This is a genomic window from Glycomyces sp. NPDC046736, assembly GCF_040645615.1.
In the GTDB taxonomy this organism is placed as follows: domain Bacteria; phylum Actinomycetota; class Actinomycetes; order Mycobacteriales; family Micromonosporaceae; genus Glycomyces.
Map to the genome: position 1 here is coordinate 106,666 of NZ_JBEYYO010000001.1, position 23,076 is coordinate 129,741.

The 23,076-nt window shown below is 67.1% G+C and carries 17 protein-coding genes, 1 tRNA gene and 1 pseudogene; 14 read left to right on the top strand and 5 right to left on the bottom strand.

The window, feature by feature from the left end; all coding sequences use genetic code 11:
• Positions 1–122: 122 nt before the first annotated feature.
• From AB0B28_RS00485 to AB0B28_RS00500, 4 genes are all read left to right on the top strand, one after another.
• Positions 123–3,146 carry a BTAD domain-containing putative transcriptional regulator gene (locus tag AB0B28_RS00485; RefSeq protein WP_360114054.1) on the top strand — a complete coding sequence of 1,008 codons (3,024 nt, stop codon included), beginning with the start codon at positions 123–125 and terminating at the stop codon, positions 3,144–3,146.
• Positions 3,143–3,895 carry an ATP-binding cassette domain-containing protein gene (locus tag AB0B28_RS00490; protein ID WP_360114057.1) on the top strand — a complete coding sequence of 251 codons (753 nt, stop codon included), beginning with the start codon at positions 3,143–3,145 and terminating at the stop codon, positions 3,893–3,895. The genes AB0B28_RS00485 and AB0B28_RS00490 overlap by 4 nt, the downstream gene beginning before the upstream one ends.
• A complete protein-coding gene (locus tag AB0B28_RS00495; RefSeq protein WP_360114060.1) occupies positions 3,892–5,229 on the top strand; it encodes a hypothetical protein in 1,338 nt (445 codons plus the stop codon). Before AB0B28_RS00490 ends, AB0B28_RS00495 begins: the two co-directional genes overlap by 4 nt.
• A 320-nt stretch (positions 5,230–5,549) precedes the next feature.
• Entirely contained in the window at positions 5,550–5,855 is a 306-nt protein-coding gene (locus AB0B28_RS00500; RefSeq protein WP_360114063.1) for a hypothetical protein, read from the top strand.
• Between the two features lie 267 nt (positions 5,856–6,122).
• Here AB0B28_RS00500 and AB0B28_RS00505 read toward each other — a convergent pair whose 3' ends face one another.
• Complete coding sequence (locus AB0B28_RS00505) at positions 6,123–7,466, bottom strand: HEAT repeat domain-containing protein (RefSeq protein ID WP_360114066.1); 1,344 nt, start codon at positions 7,464–7,466, stop codon at positions 6,123–6,125.
• Between the two features lie 300 nt (positions 7,467–7,766).
• Positions 7,767–8,600, bottom strand: coding sequence for a transposase family protein (locus AB0B28_RS00510; protein WP_360114069.1), 834 nt, complete (start codon positions 8,598–8,600; stop codon positions 7,767–7,769).
• Between the two features lie 261 nt (positions 8,601–8,861).
• Here AB0B28_RS00510 and AB0B28_RS00515 point away from each other — a divergent pair, with 261 nt between their 5' ends.
• The 5 genes and pseudogenes from AB0B28_RS00515 (at position 8,862) to AB0B28_RS00535 (ending at position 11,935) form a co-directional block, all read left to right on the top strand.
• On the top strand, positions 8,862–9,287 hold the full coding sequence (locus tag AB0B28_RS00515) for a hypothetical protein (RefSeq protein WP_360114072.1): 426 nt from the start codon (positions 8,862–8,864) through the stop codon (positions 9,285–9,287).
• Between the two features lie 1,022 nt (positions 9,288–10,309).
• Positions 10,310–10,816: a DNA methyltransferase gene (locus AB0B28_RS00520; protein ID WP_360114075.1), complete on the top strand. Its 507-nt coding sequence runs from the start codon at positions 10,310–10,312 to the stop codon at positions 10,814–10,816.
• 133 nt (positions 10,817–10,949) lie between these two features.
• On the top strand, positions 10,950–11,129 hold the full coding sequence (locus tag AB0B28_RS00525; RefSeq protein WP_360114078.1) for a hypothetical protein: 180 nt from the start codon (positions 10,950–10,952) through the stop codon (positions 11,127–11,129).
• 127 nt (positions 11,130–11,256) lie between these two features.
• A pseudogene (locus AB0B28_RS00530) lies at positions 11,257–11,502 on the top strand (recombinase family protein); the annotation flags it as partial.
• Positions 11,503–11,641: 139 nt separating this feature from the next.
• On the top strand, positions 11,642–11,935 hold the full coding sequence (locus AB0B28_RS00535) for a zinc ribbon domain-containing protein (RefSeq protein ID WP_360114081.1): 294 nt from the start codon (positions 11,642–11,644) through the stop codon (positions 11,933–11,935).
• A 437-nt stretch (positions 11,936–12,372) separates the two neighbouring features.
• Here AB0B28_RS00535 and AB0B28_RS00540 read toward each other — a convergent pair.
• Positions 12,373–12,447: transfer RNA gene (locus tag AB0B28_RS00540), tRNA-Val, on the bottom strand.
• Between the two features lie 206 nt (positions 12,448–12,653).
• Here AB0B28_RS00540 and AB0B28_RS00545 point away from each other — a divergent pair.
• Positions 12,654–14,984, top strand: coding sequence for a rhamnogalacturonan lyase (locus AB0B28_RS00545; protein WP_360114084.1), 2,331 nt, complete (start codon positions 12,654–12,656; stop codon positions 14,982–14,984).
• A gap of 172 nt (positions 14,985–15,156) precedes the next feature.
• A complete protein-coding gene (locus tag AB0B28_RS00550; protein WP_360114087.1) occupies positions 15,157–17,388 on the top strand; it encodes a hypothetical protein in 2,232 nt (743 codons plus the stop codon).
• 82 nt (positions 17,389–17,470) lie between these two features.
• Here the strand turns inward: AB0B28_RS00550 and AB0B28_RS00555 are convergent, their stop codons facing one another.
• Positions 17,471–18,508, bottom strand: a complete 1,038-nt coding sequence (locus tag AB0B28_RS00555) for an ABC transporter substrate-binding protein (protein WP_360114090.1) — start codon at positions 18,506–18,508, stop codon at positions 17,471–17,473.
• 138 nt (positions 18,509–18,646) lie between these two features.
• Positions 18,647–19,696 carry an ABC transporter substrate-binding protein gene (locus AB0B28_RS00560; protein ID WP_360114093.1) on the bottom strand — a complete coding sequence of 350 codons (1,050 nt, stop codon included), beginning with the start codon at positions 19,694–19,696 and terminating at the stop codon, positions 18,647–18,649.
• A gap of 93 nt (positions 19,697–19,789) precedes the next feature.
• On the opposite strand from AB0B28_RS00560, the gene AB0B28_RS00565 reads away from it, so the two are divergent.
• The 3 genes from AB0B28_RS00565 to AB0B28_RS00575 are packed head-to-tail and all read left to right on the top strand — an operon-like array spanning position 19,790 to position 22,742.
• Entirely contained in the window at positions 19,790–20,878 is a 1,089-nt protein-coding gene (locus tag AB0B28_RS00565) for an iron ABC transporter permease (protein WP_360114096.1), read from the top strand.
• Positions 20,875–21,948 (top strand): iron chelate uptake ABC transporter family permease subunit, encoded by a 1,074-nt coding sequence (locus tag AB0B28_RS00570; protein ID WP_360114099.1) that lies wholly within the window; start codon positions 20,875–20,877, stop codon positions 21,946–21,948. The genes AB0B28_RS00565 and AB0B28_RS00570 overlap by 4 nt, the downstream gene beginning before the upstream one ends.
• On the top strand, positions 21,945–22,742 hold the full coding sequence (locus AB0B28_RS00575) for an ABC transporter ATP-binding protein (protein WP_360114101.1): 798 nt from the start codon (positions 21,945–21,947) through the stop codon (positions 22,740–22,742). The genes AB0B28_RS00570 and AB0B28_RS00575 overlap by 4 nt, the downstream gene beginning before the upstream one ends.
• Positions 22,743–23,076: the final 334 nt, after the last annotated feature.

Here is a 23,076-nt window from a genome sequence, read left to right on the forward strand (position 1 = left end):
TCCTACGCGGGCCCGATGCCGTTGAGAGACAAGACGAGTACCGCGCGCGACGGATGGCTCCGATACCATGCACGAAGAGGCGAGGTGAGATGCAGTTTCGAATTCTGGGTCCACTCCAAGTGGTGCATGACGGTGTCCCCCTACCGCTCGGAGGCCCGAAACAGGCGGCGGCGCTCGCGGTCCTCCTCCTCGAACACGATCGCGCGATCCCCCTGCACCGCCTCGTTGACCTCGTATGGGAGGCTGATCCTCCCCAGACCGCGCGCCGACAGGTGCAGAACGCCATGGCTGCCATCCGCCGAAGACTCGCGGGCCACGGTGCTGACTTCCTCGAACGCATCGGTGACAGCTACCGCTTCAACGCCCCCGATCTCGACTACCGACGTTTCAAGGCAGACGCCGTGGACGCAAAGGCGTACGCCGCCTCCGGCGAACTCACCGAGGCCGCCGTATTCCTTGCCCGCGCGCTCGAACGATGGCGGGGCCCGGTCCTGGCGAACTTGCGCAACGCGAGGTTCGAGGCGTTCATTCAGCGACTTGAGGAGGAGCGGGCTTGCGCGGTCGAGGATCTCATCGACGTTCAACTGGCGCTCGGACGATTCGCCCCCGCCATCGCTCAGGCCAGAAGTCTCCTCGGTGACCATCCTCATCGCGAGCAGACCGTTCGCCGCGTCATGCTCGCCTTGCACGGTGAGGGCCGGACCGCTGAGGCACTGGCGGCCTTCCAGCATCATCGGTCCCGTCTGGCTGAGGACCTCGGCACAGATCCAGGGGACGCCCTGTGGCGCACCTACGAAGAGATCCTTCGCGGTGAGGCCGACGTCCCCCTCAAGGAAGTGTCCGTGCAGGCGTCGAGCCGAGGCGACGCCCAGGACCACCTCCCGCAGATGCTCGCCCAGCTCCCCGCCGCCCCCGCCGTGTTCGTCGGCCGCGAGGGTGAAATCGCGGCGCTCGACGGCCTGCTGGACCGAACTCAGGCCACCGTCGCCGCCCTGACCGGATTGGGCGGCAACGGCAAGACCTCCATAGTGGCCCATTGGGGCCACCTGCGGCGCGGCAGGTTCCCCGACGGGCAGCTCTACATCAATCTGCGTGGCTACGAGGCATCGCCACCACTGAAGCCGATCGAGGCACTGCGCTCGCTTCTGCACCCCCTCATGGGGCCGGGAGCGGCAGTCCCGGACACGACCGACGCCGCCGCGGCACTGTTCCGGTCGCTGCTCGCCGACAAGCAGATGCTGGTGGTGCTGGACAACGCCAGGTCGGCGGCACAGGTCCGCCCCCTGTTGCCCAGCGGCCCCGACACCGTCACGATCGTGACCAGCCGCGACCGCATGCAGGGCCTCGTTGCGTTGCACGATGCGACACCCATCCACATCGGCACGTTGAGCCAGGAATCTGCCGTTGAACTGCTGACCGCGGTCACCGGGCGGCGCGCGGATGCCGAGGCCGAGGCGATGCGCCGCATCGCCGAACTCTGCGACTGCTCCCCGCTTGCCCTCCGACTCGCTGGCGCAAACCTCCTCATGCAACCCAGCGCGACCGCCGCCGACTTCGCGGCGAGACTGTCCGACGACGCTGAGCGGCTTGAACTCCTCGCGGTGCAAAACGATGAGGAGACGGCACTCACCGCAGTGCTCGACCGGACGGTGTCGGCCCTGGACGACTCGGTCAAGGCCGTGCTTTGGCGGCTCGCCGCGATCCCAGGCGAAGATTTCGCCGTCGAGCTGGCAGTCTCATTGGGCCCCGGAACCGCCCACGAGACCCGACGCGCGATCGCGGCCATCGTGGATTGCCACCTGCTTGAACGACACCGAGCCGGTAGGTACCGGTTCCACGACCTGACGCGGCTCTACACGTCAAAGCGCCAGGAGACCGAGTTGAGCGATGCCGAGCGCGCCGATACCATCGACCGCTTCATCGACTGGCACTTCCGGGAGCGGCGCGCCGACGAATACGTGAACCTCACCGATGCCTGCCGCGCTCTCGCGGACCACCCCCGCATCTGGCGGCTCACCCTCGCGCTGCGGACGCAGATCAAGCACGGATTCGATCTCGACCTCCTCCACCGACTCGCCACCCACGCGAAGGAGCGGAGCGAGCGACTCGACGACCTCGACGGCCTCGCCCAGATGCAAAGCTTCCTCAGCGGCGTGGCGACGATGCGCGGCGACATGGACGTGGCCGGGTTCCACAGCCACGCGGCCATGGACCTCGTTGGCGAACACGGTGCCGGAGACGAGGACGGTTCGATTTGCAGCATGCACGGCGCCATGCTCTACCACAAAGGCATGGTCCGTGAGGCGGAGCCGTACGTCGCCCGAGGGGCGGCACTCGCCGAGCTCACCGGTCGACCGGGCCACCTGGTCACCCAACTTGCCAACCTAGGCGGCCTCTGCCGCAGATTGAGCTGGTACGACGAAGCCGAAGCGCACTTCCTGCGGGCGATCGCACTCGCACGCCGGCACGGCGAGATTACATTGGCACACCCCGGACTTGGGCTGACGTACGTGGATCAGGGGCGGTACGACGAGGCCGAACCGATCGTCGAAGCCGCACTGCGCGAGGCCACGGACCGCCGTGCACCACGACTGCAGTCGATCACACTGTTCATACGCGGTGAATTGCGACTGCGCCGCGGCGACCTCGACCGGGCTCGCGACGACCTTGAACGGGCGGTCGACATCGCCGGACTCCATGCGATCTGGAACGAGTTCGACCCGCGCAGCTTGTTGAGCAAGGTCCTCGAACGGCAGGGTGACTACTGCGGCGCACGCCGCAACATCGAGGCCGTGCTCGCCGACCGCGCGACCTCGCGCACCCCGGCCTTCGCCGCTCAGGCTTGGCTCGTCGCAGCCGAGGTCACAGCCGCGCACGACCCGCACTTCGCGCTCGAACACGGTGCGCGGGCGCGACACCGCTTCGCGGCATGGCGGATACCTCTCGAACACGGCCGCAGCCTCAACGCGCTGGCACTCGCTCAGGCAACGCTCGGCGAATTCGACCAGGCCAAGGTGCTCGCGACGCACGCGCAACGTATCTTCACCACGATCGGCGTCCCGGAAGCGCGGCAAGCAAGCCACTTCCTAGACCGGCTTCGCAAACCAACCGCCCGCCACCCCACCCGAAAAAGGGTAGAACCATGACCGGCCCTCGAAAGCTGAAGGCGCACGGGCTTTCGTTCAGCTACGGACGCCATCCAGTCCTTTCCGGTGTTTCCTTCAGCCTCGGGGCCGGTGCTCATGTGGTGTTGGGGCGAAACGGAGCGGGAAAGACGACCCTGATTCGCCTCCTCGCCGGCGCCGCGACCGCAGCAGGCGGAACGATCAAGCTCGGTGAGGATCTGCTCGACCTTCGCACCAGGTCCGGGCGGGCACTTCTGCGTCATATCGGTTGGCTGCCACAGGAGTTCGGTTACCCGCCGCATATGAAGGTGGTCGACTTCGTCGCATACGCGGCGTGGCTGAAAGAAGTGCCGAAGGAACAACTCGTCTCCCGCGTCGAGGCCGCGTTGGAAGCCGCCGACATGACCGAACAGGCTCGTCGCCCCTTGAGCGCCTTGTCAGGCGGACAGTTGCGGCGGGCAGGCCTGGCGGCGGCCACCGTCGCCGACCCCGAAGTCCTGATCCTCGACGAGCCGACCGCGGGTCTCGACCCTGAACAGCGAGACGGCTTTCACCGCCTGATACTTGAGCTTCGGAAGACGAAGGTGGTCCTGATAGCCACCCACCTGCTGGAAGACGTGGAGGCACTGGCCGAGCACGTCATGGTGATCGACGCGGGCGCGATCCTGTGGACGGGCACAACGGACGAACTCGCGAGCACCTCCGACGGCCCCGGTGGCCTGCAAGGCCTGCGTCAAGGGTTTCGTGCCGTGCTCGGGGCGGCTCAGTGAACACCAAACTGATCCGGACCTATATTCGAACGCCGTTGCTGGTATTCCTCCTGGTCGGCGCGGCGACCACCGCGCAAGGCCTGATGATGGTGCTCCCCAAGCGCGAAACTTGGGTCGGGCACTGGCCCGCGACGAGCGCATCAGTGAGCCATGCGGTGCTGTTCGGCGCCATCATTGCTTCCGCCGCTGCCGCTTGGGTGATCGCAGGGCCTCGCCGGGGACGGTTTCAAGACCTGTTGACAGGATCGTCGCGACCTCCGGCGGCCGTCTACGGGTATGGCCTCATCGCTGTGGCGGCAGGCAACCTCGTCGGCTACGCGATCGTGGCAGTGACCGTTTCGGCGATCACCGCGCCAGAAGCGGTGCGTGGACACCTCGACGTGCTCGAACTGCTACCGGTGCTGGGATCGGTGGCCGCGGCGATCGCGGTCGGCGCGGTGGCGGGCCGGGTGATGCCCCCGTTCCTTGCACCAGCGATAGGGGGCGTGCTGCCGTACGCGGGCTATGCCGCGGCCACGTATGCGGACGTGCTCTTCAACCGGACACTGTTCATGGATCTCGTTTCGATGGACTACACCGCGCGGGAACATTTCCTACGCCCCCCTGAGCTGTTGATCGCGAAGGCGGTGCTCGCGATAGCCCTCGGCGTGGCGCTATTGAGTTGGATGCTGGGGGCTCGTGGAGTATGGTTCGGTGCTGGCCTGGTCGCGGGTCTGGCATTGAGTGCCACGTTGCTGGTCGCGGGAGTCCGAATCGAGCTACCCGCCACCTACGCGGTCGCGTGCACATCGGACCGACAGCCGATCCTCTGCGTGGACAACGCCTATGAGCATGTCCTCGACGACTACAGCCACCACATCGATGCGGAACTGTCCAAACTTCCGGGCCTCGACATGTCCGGAGTCGTATTCGTGCCCGAAGAGAATCTTCTCGACCTCTCGAAACGTCACACCGGGGTGGTGCCCGACCTCGAACCTGGAACACTGATGGTCGTGGTCCCTATAGTGGATGGCAATACCAATCCTGCCCACAGTATTGATCCGGCACTGTTCACAGCGAACTTCGGCGTGAGCGTCCTGCACCAGGACTGCGGTACCGAGCTGGAGTTCAGCGGGCCTGTCGCGTATGAGTGGTGGCTTGAGCTGAACGAGCTGCCCACCGATGGAAGCAATTTCCCGGGGGAAGGGTCGGTGCGCTCGCAGATCGATGCCGACCCTAACTTTGCCGCGCAACGACAACGGCTCGCGGAGTTGACTCCGACTCAGCAGCAGGCGAGCATCGCCAACCACTGGAACAACCTCAAATCGTGTGCGACCGGAGCCGATTCACGGTGAGCGATCGGACCCGGGCGCTGCTGACCATCATCCGAATACAGGCGGCTGCACGAGGGGTCACACTCCGCGGCGCCGTGGGATATGTGTTGGCGTGGATGGCCGTCGTACTGACGGCCGGGATGAGCATTTCGACGCTTGGCCTGCGACTCTCTCCTCCCAGCAGTTCAGTCTTGGACACGGCTTCGGTACTCCTGTTGATCCTTCCGGCCTCGGTGCTGACACATAGCCTCCGCATCCGGGTACCCGAGTTCGACCGCACCCGCTCACGACCACGCCAGCCCTCTACCGCGTTGTGGGCCGCTGGAATCGGGACCGTAGCCGTGGTCAGCCCCATGATCGTCGGCTCGATGCTGCACCCGGCCCTGAGCACCGAGGTGTTCCGGTCCGATTGGTACCTGGTGATCGGGCTGAGTCTCCTGCTCGGCACGCTGTGGCCCCTAGCCGTCAGCACGGTCGTGACGTTCGCCGTGGTCGCGGTATTCACCATCCCGAACGTCGTCCCCTGGGAAGCCAACGTGTTCTACAACCTGGACTTGACTAGGCTTTCGATGCCGTTGGGAGTGGCGATGCTGACCATCGCCGTCCTCGCGGCGGCGCTCAACCCCGGAGTCGCGAACACGACCTGAACCTCTAGACCGACGCGTCGGATTCGTTGTGAGCCAAGGTGTCGACACAGCGCCAACTCTCGAAGCCGCATACGCAAACGACCGCTTGCGACCGAAGATTCGGTCACAAGCGGTCACACGGGGTCCCTGAGGGGGCCGGTAGTGGTGGAGGTACTGCAAGCATGTGTGAACCCAAACCCACAGCTAGACATCAGTGTTCGTAGCGTCTAGCGTCTGGTCTGTGCGGCTCGCGGAATCCGGTCGGCATGAGCGGCACTGACGACACGATCAATACGTGGTTGTTGGTCGGGCGGTGCCGATGAGCCATTGCAACGTCTGGCGGGTGTCGAAATACAGTACGTTCGAGCGCGACCGGATGAGTGCCTGGAGCTCGCTGCGGAGCTGGTTGTCGATCGGCGCATTGATTGACGCGGCCTGGTAGCGACACCAGTAACCCAGGCCCGACAAGCCGTCCAAGGACAAGTTCGTGTCGGGATCGTCGTACAAGGTCAGACCGACCCAGATGCGATGCCAGACCCCATGTTCGCGAAGCAGCGATACCGCCGACCTGCGGATGTGGATGGGCTGGTTGCCTCGAGCGAGTTCGCGAAGGGTCTCGACGGGTGGGAGTGTCCGCCGTTCCGAGAGGTAGGCGACTACGGCGCGTGTCACCGATGGCGCAGGATCGATTAGGAACCTTGATAGGTCGAGTTCGGCCCCAAGGTGTTTGAGCGCGTTGACAGCGGCCGCCCGGGTCTGCGGCCGCGGGTCGTCGAGAAACGGAACGACCAGAACGACGTCGGTCTTCTGGCCGCATTCACCGAGGCCTTGGATGACCGGCTTGGGCGATGGCGGCGGCGGTTGAAGAAGCTCACGGTAGCGGGCAGCTGGCTCCATGCCTGCTCGGCGCAGACCCCATTGGGTGGTGGCCCGGACCGCCGCGTTGCGATCGGTCAAGAACTCATCGACTCCATCGAACTGACCGAGTCTGATCAACCCTGTGAGGGCTACCGTTCTGACACGGGCTGAGCGAGCCTTAAGTAGTGGACGCAACAGGTCGGGGTCGCTTTGCGGCACAGCCTGATCGGCGAGCTCCTCGGCACAGCGCTCTTGCAGCCGGTCGTCGAACCGCCCGATTGCGATCATTGCCAACTGCGGCGCCTGCAAGCGCCGCTTTGCGATCAACGCCTGCCCGGCCCATCGAACGGAGCGTCCCTCCAATCTCGCGAGAATCGCGAGAATGTCGTCATCCGCGGACTCACGAAGCACGGTGAGAACCAGCTCGAGCATCGGATCTGCATGCATCCGATCCTGAAGACGGCAGGCCACGGTGAGCATCGCTGCGAACGTTTCGTGATCGCTTGCAGCGATGAGCCTAGGCAGCACCTCAATGGCGAGCGTCCGGACTTGCGGGACATGGTCTACCGTGCGGATGAGCACCAATGGGAACAACCGCGGATAAACGGTCACGCTCGGATACCGCAGTACCTCCGCGTGCCGGTAGCCGTCTCCCGAGGCCATGGCCAGTGCCAGGCCCAGCGTCGTCTCGGGGACAGGCGCGCTATCTCGGGCAAGATCGGTGCCGTGGCAGCGGAACCGGGTCCAACTCCGGAGTGCCTGATCGAATTCCAACCAAGCCTGGGGGCCCGGGGCGAGTACTTCATCGAGGGCGGCTTCCGATTTGGCCTCGTCTGCGGCGGCCTCGAAATACCGGACCAGTGGGAGGCCGTGAACATAGAGGCAGCATCGTCGAATTCATCGAAGAAGGAAAGATACAGCGCGGAGGACTTCAGGTCGGGTCGAGGCCGCTTCATCGCCGCAGGCCAACTCGTTGTCTGTGCACCCCGGCGCGACGACACCGCACTCAAAGCAACAGGCAGCGCCACGACGAGTATCACCGCCAAGTGGAAGCCCGAGGCGAGACCTGGAAGCTCATGCAAAAGCCGCTTTTGAGTGATGGCGGTACATCTGGAGCTTGATCACGTTCTGTAGGGTCCGGTCGGCCTTCGGCAGCGGCCGGCGGTAGCCGGTCGAGAGCACTTTCCACGAGCGCAGGTGCGCGATACCCTGCTCCACGACCCACCGGCGCCGGTTGACCTGCCGGTTGAACAGCAACTCGGCGACGGTCAGCTCGCGATACTCCGGCTTCCGGTACGGGGTCAGCGGCACGACGCCGAGGTAGCCGAGGTCGCCGATCAGGCTCGGGCCATCCCCGGTCGTGTGAATCTCATAGGCTTCCGCGAGCCCGGATTCCTTGAAGGCCTTCGCATCGTGGACCGAGCCGACCACGATCCGGCCGCCGTCAATGACCCGACCGCGCAAATCGGTGATGACCTGCGCGTTCAGCCCGGGCCGGAGATGCTTGCCGGAGAACAGCCCCGCCGGGGCCGCGAGGTCGCGGGTGGGGATGAGGAACCCGTCGACCACCAGGCCGGAACGGATTGTCTGGTCGCACAGGTCCAATGTCAACTGGTCGAGGCAGGTCGAGACCACCGGCTCCAGCACCTCGACATAGCGCGAGACCGTCGCCTGGGAGATCCGCGACTGCTCGCCAAGTGCGGTCTGGATCGTATTGTGCCGCAGGTAGATCAGGCAGACCACGATCGCGTCGAACAGCTCGAGGGCCTTGCGGCGCCCGGTGTCGGGGTGCCAGGACCCGATCCGCGCCTCGACCTCCCGCTCCAACAACAGCAGTTGCTCGGTGTCCAGGCCGGTCCTTTGCTCGAAACGCGGCAGCGGTCGCTCTTTGATGCTTTGGGGCGTCACAACCTCAAGGAATCCACGAGCCCGCTGCCGCTCACTATCCGTAACCAGGGCAACGAAGACACGACCTCACCCGAACGAGACTTTTGCATCAGGTTCCCGCTCTCGAGCGCTTGACTCGGTCGCGTGCCCCCATGCGCTTGGGCGCTCACCGTTCCGTTGCAGCGCCCCGGCAGCAGGGCTGCGTATCATGATGCACGAGTGGAGGTCGCAAGTACTTGGCGATCCGACGGCAGGCCGTGTATGAGCTTGGGAGGCAAGACGATGGATCTCATCAGCATGATCGTCTCAATGCTGATCGTAGCGACCGTCATCGGTGTGCCGCTCGTGGTGAACACTAGGCAGAGACGGCGCGGCCTGGATCGGCGCTACGGCGCGTCCCCCATTGCCGCGGTTGTGGCCCTGGTGAGCGCGGCATTCGTAGCTCTCGTCGCCGCAGTCGTCATTGAGACAGCTTGGGGAATTGCAATGAGCGCCGTGTCAATGCTGGTGTCGTGGATCGGCCTCGTCGCAATGTTGTCGCGAAGTGTGGAGCGCCGGGAGCCGGTTTCTACCAGATTCCAGCCGCGAGCGCCGTTGGGCCGAAGTGGTTCGCGGCTGGAGACCGCCTCGCACATAGCAGGGATTCTGAGTCTAGTGGTAGGGGTTTTGAGTCTGTTGGTCTCGGTGATCGCCCTGGCGATCGCCTGAGGAACCCAAGTGAGTTGCGACGTCTCCGGTCGCACGCGGTCCAGTTGGTGGGCAGCAGCCAAGCTGGTTCTGGCGTTTCTTACGAAAAACGGCGCATCAAGCTACGGCCGGAGACCGCAGCCCCGGCTCGCTATTCTGAACCAACGGATCAGTGCGTTCGATGACACGACCGCCTGGCCGCATCCAAGGGTCATCCGACTCGAACTCGAAGTCGTGGTCCTCTGCCATGAATCTGCCATCACTATCGATTGGAAGGTGCACCACGATGAATCCGTTCTCGCGTTCCTCCCATCCGATGCGCCGGATCAATCTGACGGGAACAGCAATCAGCCATTCGCTTGTCGGTTCTCCGCATCTGAGCCAGGAGTATCCAGCTGCAGCGATTGCATGCCCGATCCCCTGGAAATAGCAGTGCCACCTCCGCAGGGCGGTCTCAAGTTGATATGGGTACGGTGGTGCTGGCAGCACCTCATCCTCATAGCTCTCTCTAATAAGCGCCTCCGGAGTTTCAACGCGTCACCATCATCGACACCGACATCGACGTCACCGCGCTCGTTGACACGGGCCGCCTGGTCACCTGGATCGCCACCTCCCGTCGAGCTGTCGATACCGCCGCGACCGACCTCCGCGAGGTTGCTCGTGCGGACCGCTCCCGGCTTACGCTGCTGCATGCGCCCCGAACGGCGCTGGTCGACCTCCTCGGAGTCCACCGCGGGCGCTCGCGGCTGACGATCGCCCCCGAATACCTGGCCGCAAAGCCAGCGGCCTGGACCGCAGTCGTCTCCACACTCACTCCCCAAGGCCGATTCACGGTTATCGACGCGACCGACCTCCCTCCCTCACTCGGCCACCGCGCGCCTGACGTTCCAGGCGCACATCGTCTGCGCCGCCACCGAGGTCTACCAGCGGGCTACCGACCATGCCGGAGCGCTCGCCGACGAGTTCGCGCTTCCGGTGGCGCTCACCCGCGTCCACCGCGATCTCGCCCTGTTCTGCCACACCGGAGCCACCGGAGGTGCCGCATGAACGCGCTGCGCCGCTTCGAATCGGTCTGGGCCACCGGGCAGCAAGCTCAACGGAGCCAACGTTCAGGCCGCTACACAGAGGCTTCCACGGAGCACCCCGCGAAGATGCCGCCCGCGCTGGCCGCACACGCCGTCGCCGTTTACTCCCGACCTGGTGACCTCGTCGTCGACCCCATGTGCGGCATCGCCACCACCGTCGTCGAGGCGATGCATTTGGGCAGGGACGCCATCGGCGTCGACTGTGAAGCCCCGTGGGTGGACATGGCCGTCGACAACATCGACCTGGCTACAGCCCAAGGTGCCGTCGGAACCGGGTCCGTACTGTGCGGCGACGCCCGCGACCTGCCCGACCTGCTGCCAGTGAGCGCGGTCGGCGACGTCGCGCTCATCATCACCAGCCCGCCGTACGGGCTCTACGGGCACGCCCGCCGCCTCGCCCGAGCCGGGTTCCCCGCGCACCTGAACGTCTTCGAGGACATCATCGTCGCTAGGAGGCCCAGGTGAGACGGCCGCACTCCCGAACCTCTGATGCCCTTGGTGGCTCGCGCGCGGCCTGGTTGATCAGGCCCTGGACGGGGGATACGTTCCAGGCAGCGAGCTTGTACGCGTCCCTTGCGGACAGATACGGGAGGCCGGGATGGTGAAGCCCCGCCGCCGGATCATCGTCACCGGAGCACCCCGCCCCAACCTCGACGCCCGCGCATTCGCGAACTTGCTCATCGCTCTTGACGAACACCTCAACAACCACCGCAGCGACACCACTGCATCGAAGGAGGCTCCCAGTGAGCCAGACACCCAGACCCCGACCAGCGAATAGGCGCAGCAGCTCAGCCAAGCGCGCCCGCCGGCGCTCCATCCCGGCATTCGACGGCGACCCATGGGCATACGGATTCTCCGCTTACGAGTTCGACCCCAGCGCCCAGTTCACCGACTCCGGCGCACCGATGATCGGGTTCGCCCTTGCCTACCTGCGCGTCTCCACCCGCATGCAGATGGAGACCGACATCTACCCCGAGGGCAGCTCGATCCAGACGCAGCGCGAACACTGCAAAGCGATGGCTGACCGCATCGGCTACCTTCTCATCGGTGAGTACGTCGAACCCGGCAACTCCGCGACCTCGATCGCCGCTAGGCCGGTCTTCCAAGCCCTGCTCGAACGCATCCTCACCGACTGCACGTACCTCGGCCTCGTCGTCTGGAAGGGGGGAATTTCCTGGCGAACACGAACCACTCGTCAAGCCCGAGATATTCGACTCTGTCCAAGACGTGTTCGCAAAACGCCGCGCCGGGACCCGGGAGCGTACCTGGGCGTGTTACCTCTAGGGCCTGTTGTGGTGCGCCCGGTGCGGCCGCAGGCTCGTCCTGGACCCCGCGCGCAGCCACACTGGCCGCAAGTATTTCTACTTCCGCTGCACTGGGCTCCTCGAACGGGACCCGGCCCAGAAATGCGACCTGCCCCGCGCCCGCCTCGACGACATCGAGCAGGCCGTCGAAGCCCACTACGCGACACTCACCATTTCAGGGGACACCCGAGGCGAGATCGCCGCCCTGCTCGAAGAGGTTTTCACTGACCACCACCGCGCCGCCGAACAAGCACATCAAAGCCGAGCTCAAGCGCCTTGACGCACTTGAAGATCAGCTCATCGAGCTGTTGACCAATCGAGACTGGCCGGTCGAGAAGCTCACCGAAAAACAGCGCACCATCAGAGGTGAAGGCGCCGCGCTCAGGAACCGACTTACCAAGGCCGGAACCGTTGAACTCGACACTGCACGTGAGCGTGTCGAACGCCTGGCCGATCTGCTCATCCGGCCGCGCGCTGTCTATCGCGCTGCCACGGACGACCTCCGCAAGACCATGAATTTCGTGTGCTTCGAGAAGCTCTACATGGAGATCGAAGAGGCCGAACCAGTCGTGGCCAGCGAAGACCCTGCCGGCACCATCAAGCCGCTTACAGAGTGGTTGGCGCAGGCCGGTGCGCTGCCGTGCCGTTCACAAACTTCTGAGTACAAAAAGAACCCTGAGCCCCCTTCGGGGGCCCAGGGTTCGATTAGAACAGGTGTGGTGGTCGATACTGGGATCGAACCAGTGACCCCTCGCGTGTGAAGCGAGTGCTCTCCCGCTGAGCTAATCGACCGGGACGAGGGGTAACTGTACCGGAGGGCGGGTTGGGGGTTGGGGGTGGGGTGGTGGGGGTAGTGGGGGTCACTGGGTGGGTGGATCTTGACAGGGGGAGGGGATGTCGATATTCTTCGATGCGTTTAATCGTTTCAATTCAAGTCGTGGGTGTGGCTGGAGCGATGTTCGCGCAGGCCCGGCCCCGATTCGAGGAGCCCCTTTCTGATGAGACCCCCAAATCTGTTTCGCCGCAGCGTCGCGGTGTCGCTGGTCGGCGTGCTCGCCGGGGCCGGGGTCACCGTGGGTGCGCAGGCGCATGGTGATCATGGTCGTGACGACTCGATTCAGCTCGAACGGCTCGACCGCGGGCTGGTCGCGGCCGTCGTGGACGGCGGCGTGTTCCTGAGCTGGCGGCTGCTCGCCGACGAGGTGACCGGTTATAACGATTCAGGTCTGACCGGCGCGACGTTCCAGGTCTACCGGGACGGGAAGCGCATCGCCACCGTCACCGACTCGACCAACTTCCAAGATGAGAGCGGTAACGAGCGCTCCAAGTACAAGGTCGTGGTCGAGAAGCGCGGCAAGGACGACGTCTCCGCCACCGTGACCCCCTGGAGCGAGGCCTACCTCGACATCCCGCTCCAGCGCCCGGCCGACGGCGTCACCCCCGCAGGCGAGGCCTACACCTACGCCGCCAACGACATCAGCCCCGGCGACCTCGACGGCGACGGCGACTACGAGTACGTCGTCAAATGGGACCCGTCCAACTCCAAGGACGTCTCCCAGGTCGGCTACACCGGCCCGGTCTACCTCGACGCCTACACCCAGGAGGGCGACCTCCTCTGGCGCATCGACCTCGGCGTCAACATCCGCGCCGGCGCCCACTACACCCAGTTCGACGTCTACGACTTCGACGGCGACGGCAAGGCCGAGGTCATGCTCAAGACCGCCCCCGGCACCAAGACCACCTCGTACGCCAAGGGCGGCAAGACCAAGCACATCACCCTGCCCAAGGACGACAAGCGCGCCGGCGTCACCCACGCCGACGACTACCGCCTCTCCGCCGAGGGCTACTACGACCACCTCGTGGACATCTTCCAAGGCTGGGACTCCCACCCCGAAGTCGCGGCCGGGAACTGGCCCGCCACCATCGAGGCCGCCCTCGGCGCCGAGGACCTGTTCGACTTCGACTACCCGCTCTCGCAAGACGACGCCGAGACCCTCGCCGACCACTTCATCGACGTCTACGCGCCCTCTCGCTCGGCCAACAACCGCCTGCGGAGCTTCGAGGGCTTCATCGTCGACGGCCCCGAGTACCTGACCGTCTTCGAAGGCAAGACCGGCAAGGAACTCCAGACGATCGACTTCCCGGTCGAGCGCGGCGACGACGGCCTCTTGTGGGGCGACTACGCGATGTCCCGCATCGAACCGGGCAACCGCGTCGACCGCTTCCTCTCCGGCGTGGCCTACCTCGACGGCGAGCACCCCAGTGCGATCTTCGCCCGCGGCTACTACACCCGCACCACGATCACCGCGATCGACTGGGACGGAAGGAACCTCACCGAGCGCTGGCAGGCCGACTCCGGGCACGCCCCGATGTCGAACCCGTTCAACGACGGCCCGCACGGCGTCGAGGGCCCCGACCCCGAGTGGGGGACCCTCACGACCCAGGGCAACCACTCGCTGAGCGTGGCCGACGTGGACGGCGACGGCAGGCAGGAGATCGTCTACGGCGCGGCCACGCTCGACGACGACGGCTCGCTGCTGTACTCGTCCTACGCGACCTTGCCCGAGGGCTCGGCCGACCCGGGTGCGACCGCGAAGCTCGGCCACGGCGACGCCCTGCACCTGGGCGACCTGGACCCGAATCACGAAGGGCTGGAGATCTTCTCGGTCTTCGAGGGCGGCACGTGGGCCCCGTACGGCTACGCGATGCGCGACGCGGCCACCGGCGAGGTCCTGTGGGGCGGCTACTCCGGCCGCGACACCGGGCGCGGCATGGTCGGCGACGTGGACCCGTCCATTCCGGGTCTGGAGGCCTGGGCCTCCCTGCCGCCCAACGAGGCCGGTGAACCCGAGGGCCTGTTCTCGGCCGCGGGCGAGCCGATCGAGGGCCCCACGCCGGGCACCAACGCGAGCATCCGCTGGGCCGGTGACCTGACGACTCAGATGATCAACGGCACCGCCACGGACGTGCTCCAGACGCCCACGATCGACGACCGCGAGCGGGGCACGCTCCTGACCGCCGAAGGGACTCTCACCAACAACTGGACCAAGGGCAACCCCGGCCTGGTGGCCGACGTGCTCGGCGACTGGCGCGAGGAGCTGCTGGTGCGCACCGCCGACTCCAGCGCGATCCGCGTGTACCTCTCCACCGAGGTCACCGACCACAAGCTGTTCACGCTCATGCACGACCCGCAGTACCGGGTGGGCGTGGCGAACCAGCAGACCACCTACAACATGCCGCAGTACCCGAGCTTCTACCTCGGGTCCGACATGGACTTCGGCGACGTGACCGTCCCCGACTTCCACACCCCCGGCCGCGGCAGGCACTAGCGTGAGGGCGGGGCCCGCGAGGGCCCCGCCGCTCCTTGCTCACGAACCGGACATCCAAGAGACATGGGATGATACGAGGAATTCATGTCAAGGGGTTGATTTCGCCTCCTCGGTGCGGTTGAGTGAAGACGCCCCATCACCGGGCGATCTTCCGAGCATTGGAGCCTTCCCCGTGCAGTCCCCCAGAGTCCGGTTCGCCGTGGTGGTCGCCAGCGCGGCCGTCATCGGCGCTTCCGGTTTCGTGTCCGCCTCGCAGGCCCAAGAGGACGTGGACCTCGTCCACATCGGCGCCGTGCAGGGTTCGATCGCCGACGGCGACACCGACTTCTCCTCTCCCCTTGCGGGCCAGACGGTCTACGTCCAGGGCGTGGTGACCCAGGAGACCCTCGACCCGTCCGGCAACCGCGGCTTCTTCCTCCAAGAGCGCGCCGGGGACACCGACGGCGACCCGCTCTCCTCGGACGGGATCTTCGTCTTCAACAACCAGTTCACGACGGTGCGCACCCTGAACGGCTCGCCCGCGCAGGAGGAGCTGGGCGCGAACTGGACGGTCAACGTCGGCGACGAGATCGTCGTTCGCGCCACCGTGGGCGACTACTTCGGGAACGTGCAGTTCAGCGGCGGTTCGACGTTCGTGTACGACGTGCTCGCGACCGGCCTCGACCCGCTCGCCGAAGTCGCTGCGGCCGAGGTCGACCCGCCGGACGACGCGACCGCGTCGAAGGAGTACTTCCGCCGCCACCTCGGCATGCAGATGACCGTGCCCGCCGACTCGGTGGTCACCGCCGGGAGGGACGTGTTCTCCTCGGGCGGCGAGGTCTGGGCGATGCGCGGCGACGCCGATGCGGCGCTCCAGGAGGGCTACGCGGGCCGATCGTTCCGCGACGCGCACCCCCTCGACACCGCCCCCGGCGCGTTCGACGACGGCAACGGCTACCTGTTCGTCATCGGCGACCTGGGCATCCGCGCCACTGAGGACCGACTCGACTCGATCATCGCCCCGGCCAAGACCTTCGACGTGATCTCCGAAGCCGGGACCGGCGGCGTGTACCTCTCGTTCGCGAAGTACGCCGTCGAGGTGTCCGAGGACCTGGTGCTCGAAGGCGGTCTCGACCCCTCCGAGAACCAGCCGGTGCAGCCTGCGGGCAAGAAGGAGGTCGCGATCGGCTCGTACAACATCGAGAACCTCTACGACACGCGCGACAACCCGAACTCCGGGTGCGACTTCGAAGGGAACCCCGGCTGCGTGGACGCCGAGGACCCCGAGGGGAACGTGAACCCGCCGTTCGACTACGTGCCGGGCTCCTATGAGGAGTACGAGGCGCGGATGCAGCGCGAGGCCGCGCAGATCGTGGACGACCTGCACAGTCCCGCGATCCTGATGACCCAGGAGGGCGAGGCCCAGGACGTGTGCGAGGTCAATCCCGCGTGGTCGAAGCACGCCGACCTCGGCGAGGACCGTCTCGTGTGCGACCTGGTGAACACCGGCGACGCCAACGAGCGCAGCGACGGCGCGCCCGACTCGCTCCAGGAGCTGGCGCTGATCATCGCCGAGCACGGCGGCCCGACCTACGAGGCCGCCGGGGACCTGGACGCGGCCGACACGCGCGGGATCATGACCGGGTTCCTGTACCAGCCCAAGCTCGCCGAGCTTTCCAGCGTGAAGCACCGCGACCCGATCTTCGGCGCCGACCCGGACGTCGACTACCCGACCGAGGCCGACGAGATCAACGCCGACGTGCAGAACCCCAAGGCCCTCAACGCGGCCTTGCCGCAGACGGTGATCGACCAGTGCACGAGCTCTGGCGTCTACGCCTGCAACGGGTTCGACGTGTTCAGCCGTCCCGCCCAGGTCGCGAAGTTCGACCTCAAGGACAAGCACGGCAAGAAGAAGGACGAGATCTACCTGATCAACAACCACTTCTCGTCGACCCCGAACGCCCGCGTGCTGCACCGCACCGAGCAGGCCACCTACCTGGCCGCGATCAGCGCCGCGATCCTCGACCGCGACTGGAAGGCCAAGGTCCTCGCGGGCGGCGACCTGAACGTGTTCCCGCGTCCTGACGACCCGTTCGCCGAGGGCCAGCCGATCGCGGGGGACTGGGTCGGCCCCTCCGACCAGCTCGCGGCCCTGTACGAGGACTCGGGGCTCTCCAGCCTGTACGACCTCATGGTCGAGGACCACCCCGAGGCCGCGTACTCGTACACGTTCTCGGGCCAAGCCCAGACGATCGACCAGCTGTGGGCCTCGCCGCGGCTGCTGAAGGTGGTGGAGTCGGCGACCTCGGCGCACATCAACTCGGACTACCCGGCGGACGCGTACGGGTTCGGCGAGGAGCCCGCCTACGGCTCCTACGGCGTGTCCGACCACGACCCTGAAGTCGTGACGTTCCGCCTGAACTAGAGCGGCGAACGAAGGGGCGGGACCGCACAGTCCCGCCCCTTCTCACTTTGCATTCTTCAGTTGTCGCTCTTCGGTGAAAGTCCTAGAACAGCTTCTTCGCGTTCGCGATCGCCTCGGCCAGCGCCTCGATCGAGGCGGCGGCCAGGCCGTAGGAGTACATCGGCTCGGCCTCCCAGCCCACGATCTGCCCGGCCTCGACGGCCGGGAGCGCGTTCCAGGTGGGGAACTCGGTGAGGCCCTCGGGCTGGAGGGCCTGGATGCGCGAGTCCAGGAGCAGCAGGTCGGCCTGGTACTTGTCGGCGTTCTCCCACGAGAGGTACTCGAAGTAGTCGCCGGTGGCCGCGTCCAGGTTGTCCGGGACGATGATGTCGACCCCTAGCGAGGTGAAGAACCGCAGGTCGTTGCCGGTGGCCGGGTTGGACGCGAAGAACGTCTCGGCGGCGGCCGAGCAGGCGAGGACCTTGATCGGGTTGGCCTCGGCGGCGGCCTGGAGGGCCAGCACGGCCGCGTCGTAGCGCTCCTTGTTGGCGGCGTTGGTCTCCGATTCGAGGTCGGCGCCGAGGCTGACGGCGAGTTCGGCGTGGCGGTTGACGATGTCGTCGAGGGTGTTCGAGCCGTCGTCCACGTTGAGCGCCGCGACCTCGACGAGGCCGGTGATCTCCTCGTGGCTCTCCTCGGGCACGTACCAGAGGGTGGCCGGGTCGCCGTAGAAGTGGGTCAGGAGCGCCTCGGGACCCCACGCGGCGTAGGCCTCGACGTCGAACTCGCCGTAGACGTTGCCGAAGACCTTCAGCTGGTCGACCGGGAGGTTCCCGGCCTGGCTGGTGGGGGAGCCGTCCTCGTTCGTGGTGGGGCCGAACGCGGCCGGGATCTCGATGCCGAAGTCGTACAGCGCGGCGGCCATGCCGGTGAAGGCCACGATGTTGGCGGGGGTGTGGTCCATGTCGATCTGGACGGGCTGGTCGTCCTCGAACTTCCAGGCCTCGGTCTCGCCGGTGCCGGAGTCGCTGCCCTCCTCGGTGCCGCCGCAGGCGGCGAGGGCGCCGGTGATCCCGAGGGCGCCGCCTCCGGCGAGCAGGCCGCGGCGGCCGATCCTGGCGGTGTCGGCGTCGAAAGCCATGTGGTTCTCCTTGTGTCGTACCGAGGTGGAGCATGCAGGGGTTCGAGCGTCGAAGCCTTGGCCCCGACGATCAGAAGTTAGGTTAGCCTAAGCACATCTCGATCGGCTGACCTGGGGTCCTCACGTGGCGTCAGCCACTCACGCCAGCGGTCTCCCGGCCGCAAGGCCCTCGGCGATCCGCTCCAGCTCGATCGCGCCGCCCACGTGGGAGTAGACCGGCTCGGCGTTCCAGCCGTACACCTGCCCAGCCTGCACCGCCGGGAGCGCCGCCCAGGTCGGCTGCTCGGCGACCAGCTGGTCGGGCTGGATGCCGCCGGTGCGCATGTCCACGAAGATCGCGTCGGCCTCGTACTTGTCGACGTTCTCCCACGACAGGAGCTCCCAGTACCCGTTCTGGTCAGGGTTCTCCGGCACCACGAAGTCGACGCCGAGCTCGACGCACTTGGCCAGCAGGTTGAACGTGGCCGGGTTGGCGATGTACAGCCCGTCGGCCCAGGCCCCGACCGCCATGACCTTGTACGGCCTGCCCGTGGAGACCTGGGGCGTGAAGAACGCGTCGGTGACCGCCGTCCCCGCCGCCTCGTACCGCTCCTTCGCCTCGGCGTTCGAATCCGACCCCAGGTCGGCCCCGAGCTCTTCGGCAAGGGCCGCATGGGTGTCGATGAGCGAGTCGATCGTCGGCAGCGAGACCTCGATCCCGATCCCCGGGGTGAGCGACTCGACCTCCTCCAAGCGGTCCTCGGGCACGAACCACAGGTCGAAGCCCTCGTAGTAGTGCGACACGATGAGATCCGGGCCGAGCCCGGCGAAGGCCTCCACGTCGAACTCGCCCCACACGTTCCCCAGGACCGTCAAGTCCTCCACGGGCATCCGCCCGGCCTGGATGTCCGGGGTCCCGTCCGGGAGCGTGGTCGGCCCGAACACCGCCGCGACCTCGACGCCGTAGTCGTACAGCGACGCGGCCAGGCCCGTGAACGCCACGACCGTGCCCGGCGTGGACTCGAACTCGACGGCGGTCTGGTCGCGCTCGTCGACGAACGAGAACGGCCCTGCGTCGACCGTCCCGCCCCCGGTGCCCCCGTCAGCGCCCTGGCCGCACGCGGCGAGCGCGGAGACCGCCCCCACCCCGCCGGAGGCGGCGAGCAGACGGCGGCGGGTCAAGGCGCGGGAGCGGGCGGGAAGTGGCACGTGGAACTCCTTCGGAGGGCGGGGTTGGCAAGGTCGCCGCTGGTTAGGTTAGCCTAAACAAAACCGCAGCAGCTATCCCTCCGGAGTCCGCACTTGTCAACCGTCCAACGCGCCCCACGCCGGGACACGCCCGACGCGCCGGACCCCGAGCCCGACTCCGAAGAGGACTCGCCCGCCCGGCCCAGGCGCCGCGGCAGCGCCGCCCGCCTCAGCGCCGGACTCCTGGTCCTCGGCCTGCTCGTGGCCGCCCTCGCGATCCTCAGCGTCGCCGTCGGCTCCCGCGCGATGGACCTCGGCGAAGTCTGGGCGGGCCTGTCCGACGCGAACTCCAGCGCCTACCCCGTGGTCACCGAACTGCGCCTGCCGCGCACCGTCCTCGGCCTCGCCGCCGGAGCCGCCCTCGGCCTCGCCGGGGCACTCATGCAGGCCATGACCCGCAACCCCCTGGCCGACCCCGGCCTCCTCGGCGTCAACACCGGCGCCGCGGCCGCCGTCGTCACCGCCTCGTTCTTCCTGGGCTCCTTCGGATTCACCCAGACCATCGCCTTCGCGTTCTTCGGCGCCGCGGTCGCCTCGGTCGCCGTCTACCTCATCGCCGGAGCCGCCACCGCGACCCCCGCGCGCCTCGCGCTGGCGGGCGCGGCGGTCACCGCCGCCGGATTCGCGTACGTCTCGGCCATCCAGCTCATGGACGCCGCCACCCTCGACCAGATGCGGTTCTGGTCGGTCGGCTCCCTCGTCAACGCCCACGTGGCCCCGATGCTCCCGGTGGTGCTCCTCATCGGCGTCGCCGCGCTCGCCGGGTTCTCGCTGGCCCGGCCGCTCAACGCGCTCGCCCTCGGCGACGCCACCGCGACCGGCCTCGGCGTCGACCCGCGCGTGCTCCGCGTGGCCGGGATCGCGACCATCACCGTCCTGGCCGGGACCGCGACCGCCGTGTGCGGCCCGATCGTGTTCGTGGGCCTGGTCGTCCCGCACGTGGTCAGGTTCTTCACCGGCCCCGACCAGAACTGGGTCCTGCCGTACTCGGCGCTCACCGGGGCCGCGTTCCTCCTCGCCGCCGACGTGCTCGGCCGCGTCGTCGGCCGCCCCGGTGAGATCCAGGTCGGCATCGTCTGCGCCGTCGCGGGCGGCCCGTTCTTCCTCTACCTCGTCAGCCGCAGGAAGGTGGCCCGCCTGTGAGCGCCGTGACAACCCCGTTCCGCGCCCCCGGCGGCGCCGGACGCGCCGCGGTCCTGCGCCTCGGCTCGATCTCGATCCGGGTGCGCTACCGCACCGCGCTGGCCGTCCTCGGCGCCTTCGCCGTGCTCGTGGCCGTGGCGCTGTGGTCGGCCGCGACCGGCTCGACCGCGCTGGGCATCGAACGGGTCTGGGCCGCCGTCACCGGCACCGGCACCAAGGGCGACGAGTTCATCGTGTGGACGCTGCGCCTGCCGCGCATCGCCACCGGCCTCGCTGTGGGCGCGTGCATGGGCCTGGCCGGGGCCCTGTTCCAGAACCTCACCCGCAACGCGCTCGGCAGCCCCGACATCCTCGGCCTGACCCAGGGCGCGACCTCCGGCGCGCTCGTGGCGATCGTCCTGACCAGTTCGAGCCTCCAGGTCACCACCGTGTTCGCGGCCATCGGCGCGCTCGCCACCGGCCTGTTCATCTGGGCCCTGACCCGCGGCGGCGACCCGTCCGGCTACCGTCTCGTCCTCGTGGGGATCGGCACGGCCGCGATCCTGGCCGGGATCAACGGCTACCTGCTGACCCGCACCACGATCATCGACGCGTTCCGGGCCGTCTACTGGCTCACCGGCGACCTCTCCGGCCGCGACTGGAGCCAGGCCGCCTCCGTGGCGATCGTGCTCGGGGTCGGCTCCGTGGTCGTCATCGTGCTCTCCAGGAGCATGGACGCGCTGCGCCTCGGCGAGGCCACCGCGACCGGCCTCGGGGTCCGCATCGGCTCCACCCGGGTGATCGCCCTGGTCACCGCCTCGGTGCTCACCGCCGGGGCTGTCGCCGTGGCCGGGCCGCTCGCGTTCGTGGCCCTCGCGGCCCCGCACATCGCCGCCCGCCTCACCGGTTCGGCCCGCAGCTTCCTGTGCTCGGCGCTGGTGGGCGCGCTCATCGTGACCGCCGCCGACATGATCGCCGTGGCCGGGGTCGGGGGCCGACAGCTGCCGACCGGGGTCGTCACGGGAGTGGTCGGCGGCGCGTACCTCGTCTGGCTGCTCATCGCTCACCGCAAGAAGGGGGTCATGTCGTGACCGTCAGCCCGCTGTCCGCAGAGGACGCCACGATCGGCTACGGCCGCGTCGCCATCTCCGAGGGCCTGACCGTTGACATCCCCGAAGGGGAGTTCACGGTCATCCTGGGCCCCAACGCATGCGGCAAGTCCACGCTGCTCAAGGCGCTGGCGCGGATGCTCAAGCCCACCGCCGGGCAGGTCCTGCTCGACGGCCGCGACATCCACTCCCAGCCCACTCGGGCCGTGGCCCGCCGCCTCGGCCTGCTCCCGCAGTCGCCGATCGCACCCGACGGGATCACGGTGGCCGACCTGGTCGCCCGCGGCCGCTACCCCCACCAGGGGCTGCTGCGGCAGTGGTCGGCCGACGATGAGCGAGTCGTCGCGGAGGCCATGGCCGCCACCGACATCACCGACCTCGCCGAGCGCGGCGTGGACGAGCTGTCCGGCGGCCAGAGGCAAAGGGTGTGGATCGCAATGGTCCTGGCACAGCAGACGCCGCTGCTGCTGCTCGACGAGCCCACCACCTACCTCGACATCACGCACCAGATCGAGGTCCTCGACCTGTGCGCGAAGCTCCACCGCGAGGGCCGCACCTTGGTGGCGGTGCTCCACGACCTCAACCAGGCTGCCCGCTACGCCACGCACCTCATCGCGATGAGGGACGGCGACGTGGTGGCCGAGGGCCCGCCGTCCGAGATTGTGACCGCCGATGTGGTGGGCAAGGTCTTCGACCTGCCCTGCCGCATCATTGATGATCCTGAGACTGGGACTCCGCTGGTGATTCCGAAGTCCCTGAGCTCAGCTGTGGTTTGAGTTTGGTTGGTCGTTGCCGGGTTCGTTGTGGGGGAAGGTCAAAGGCGGCGGCGATGGCGGGTGGTGGGCTGGGGTTGGTTGGTTTCCTTTGCGGCGCTGGGGGTTCTGCGCGGAACGTGAATGGTTTGTCATCGTGTGGGTGATGACGGTAGGGGCTGTGCGTGGGATGATTGGTATACGCACAGGGATATGGATTTCGTACGGGTGACGTAGTCGGGTGCAAGCAGACTAAGACAAGCCTCTGGCCCACTCGCCCTCTCGACAAGTCCGAGATTGCTCTCAAGGTGGGAGTCGACTGGTCTCAGTTCTTCGTGCTATCGGGTTTCACCATCGT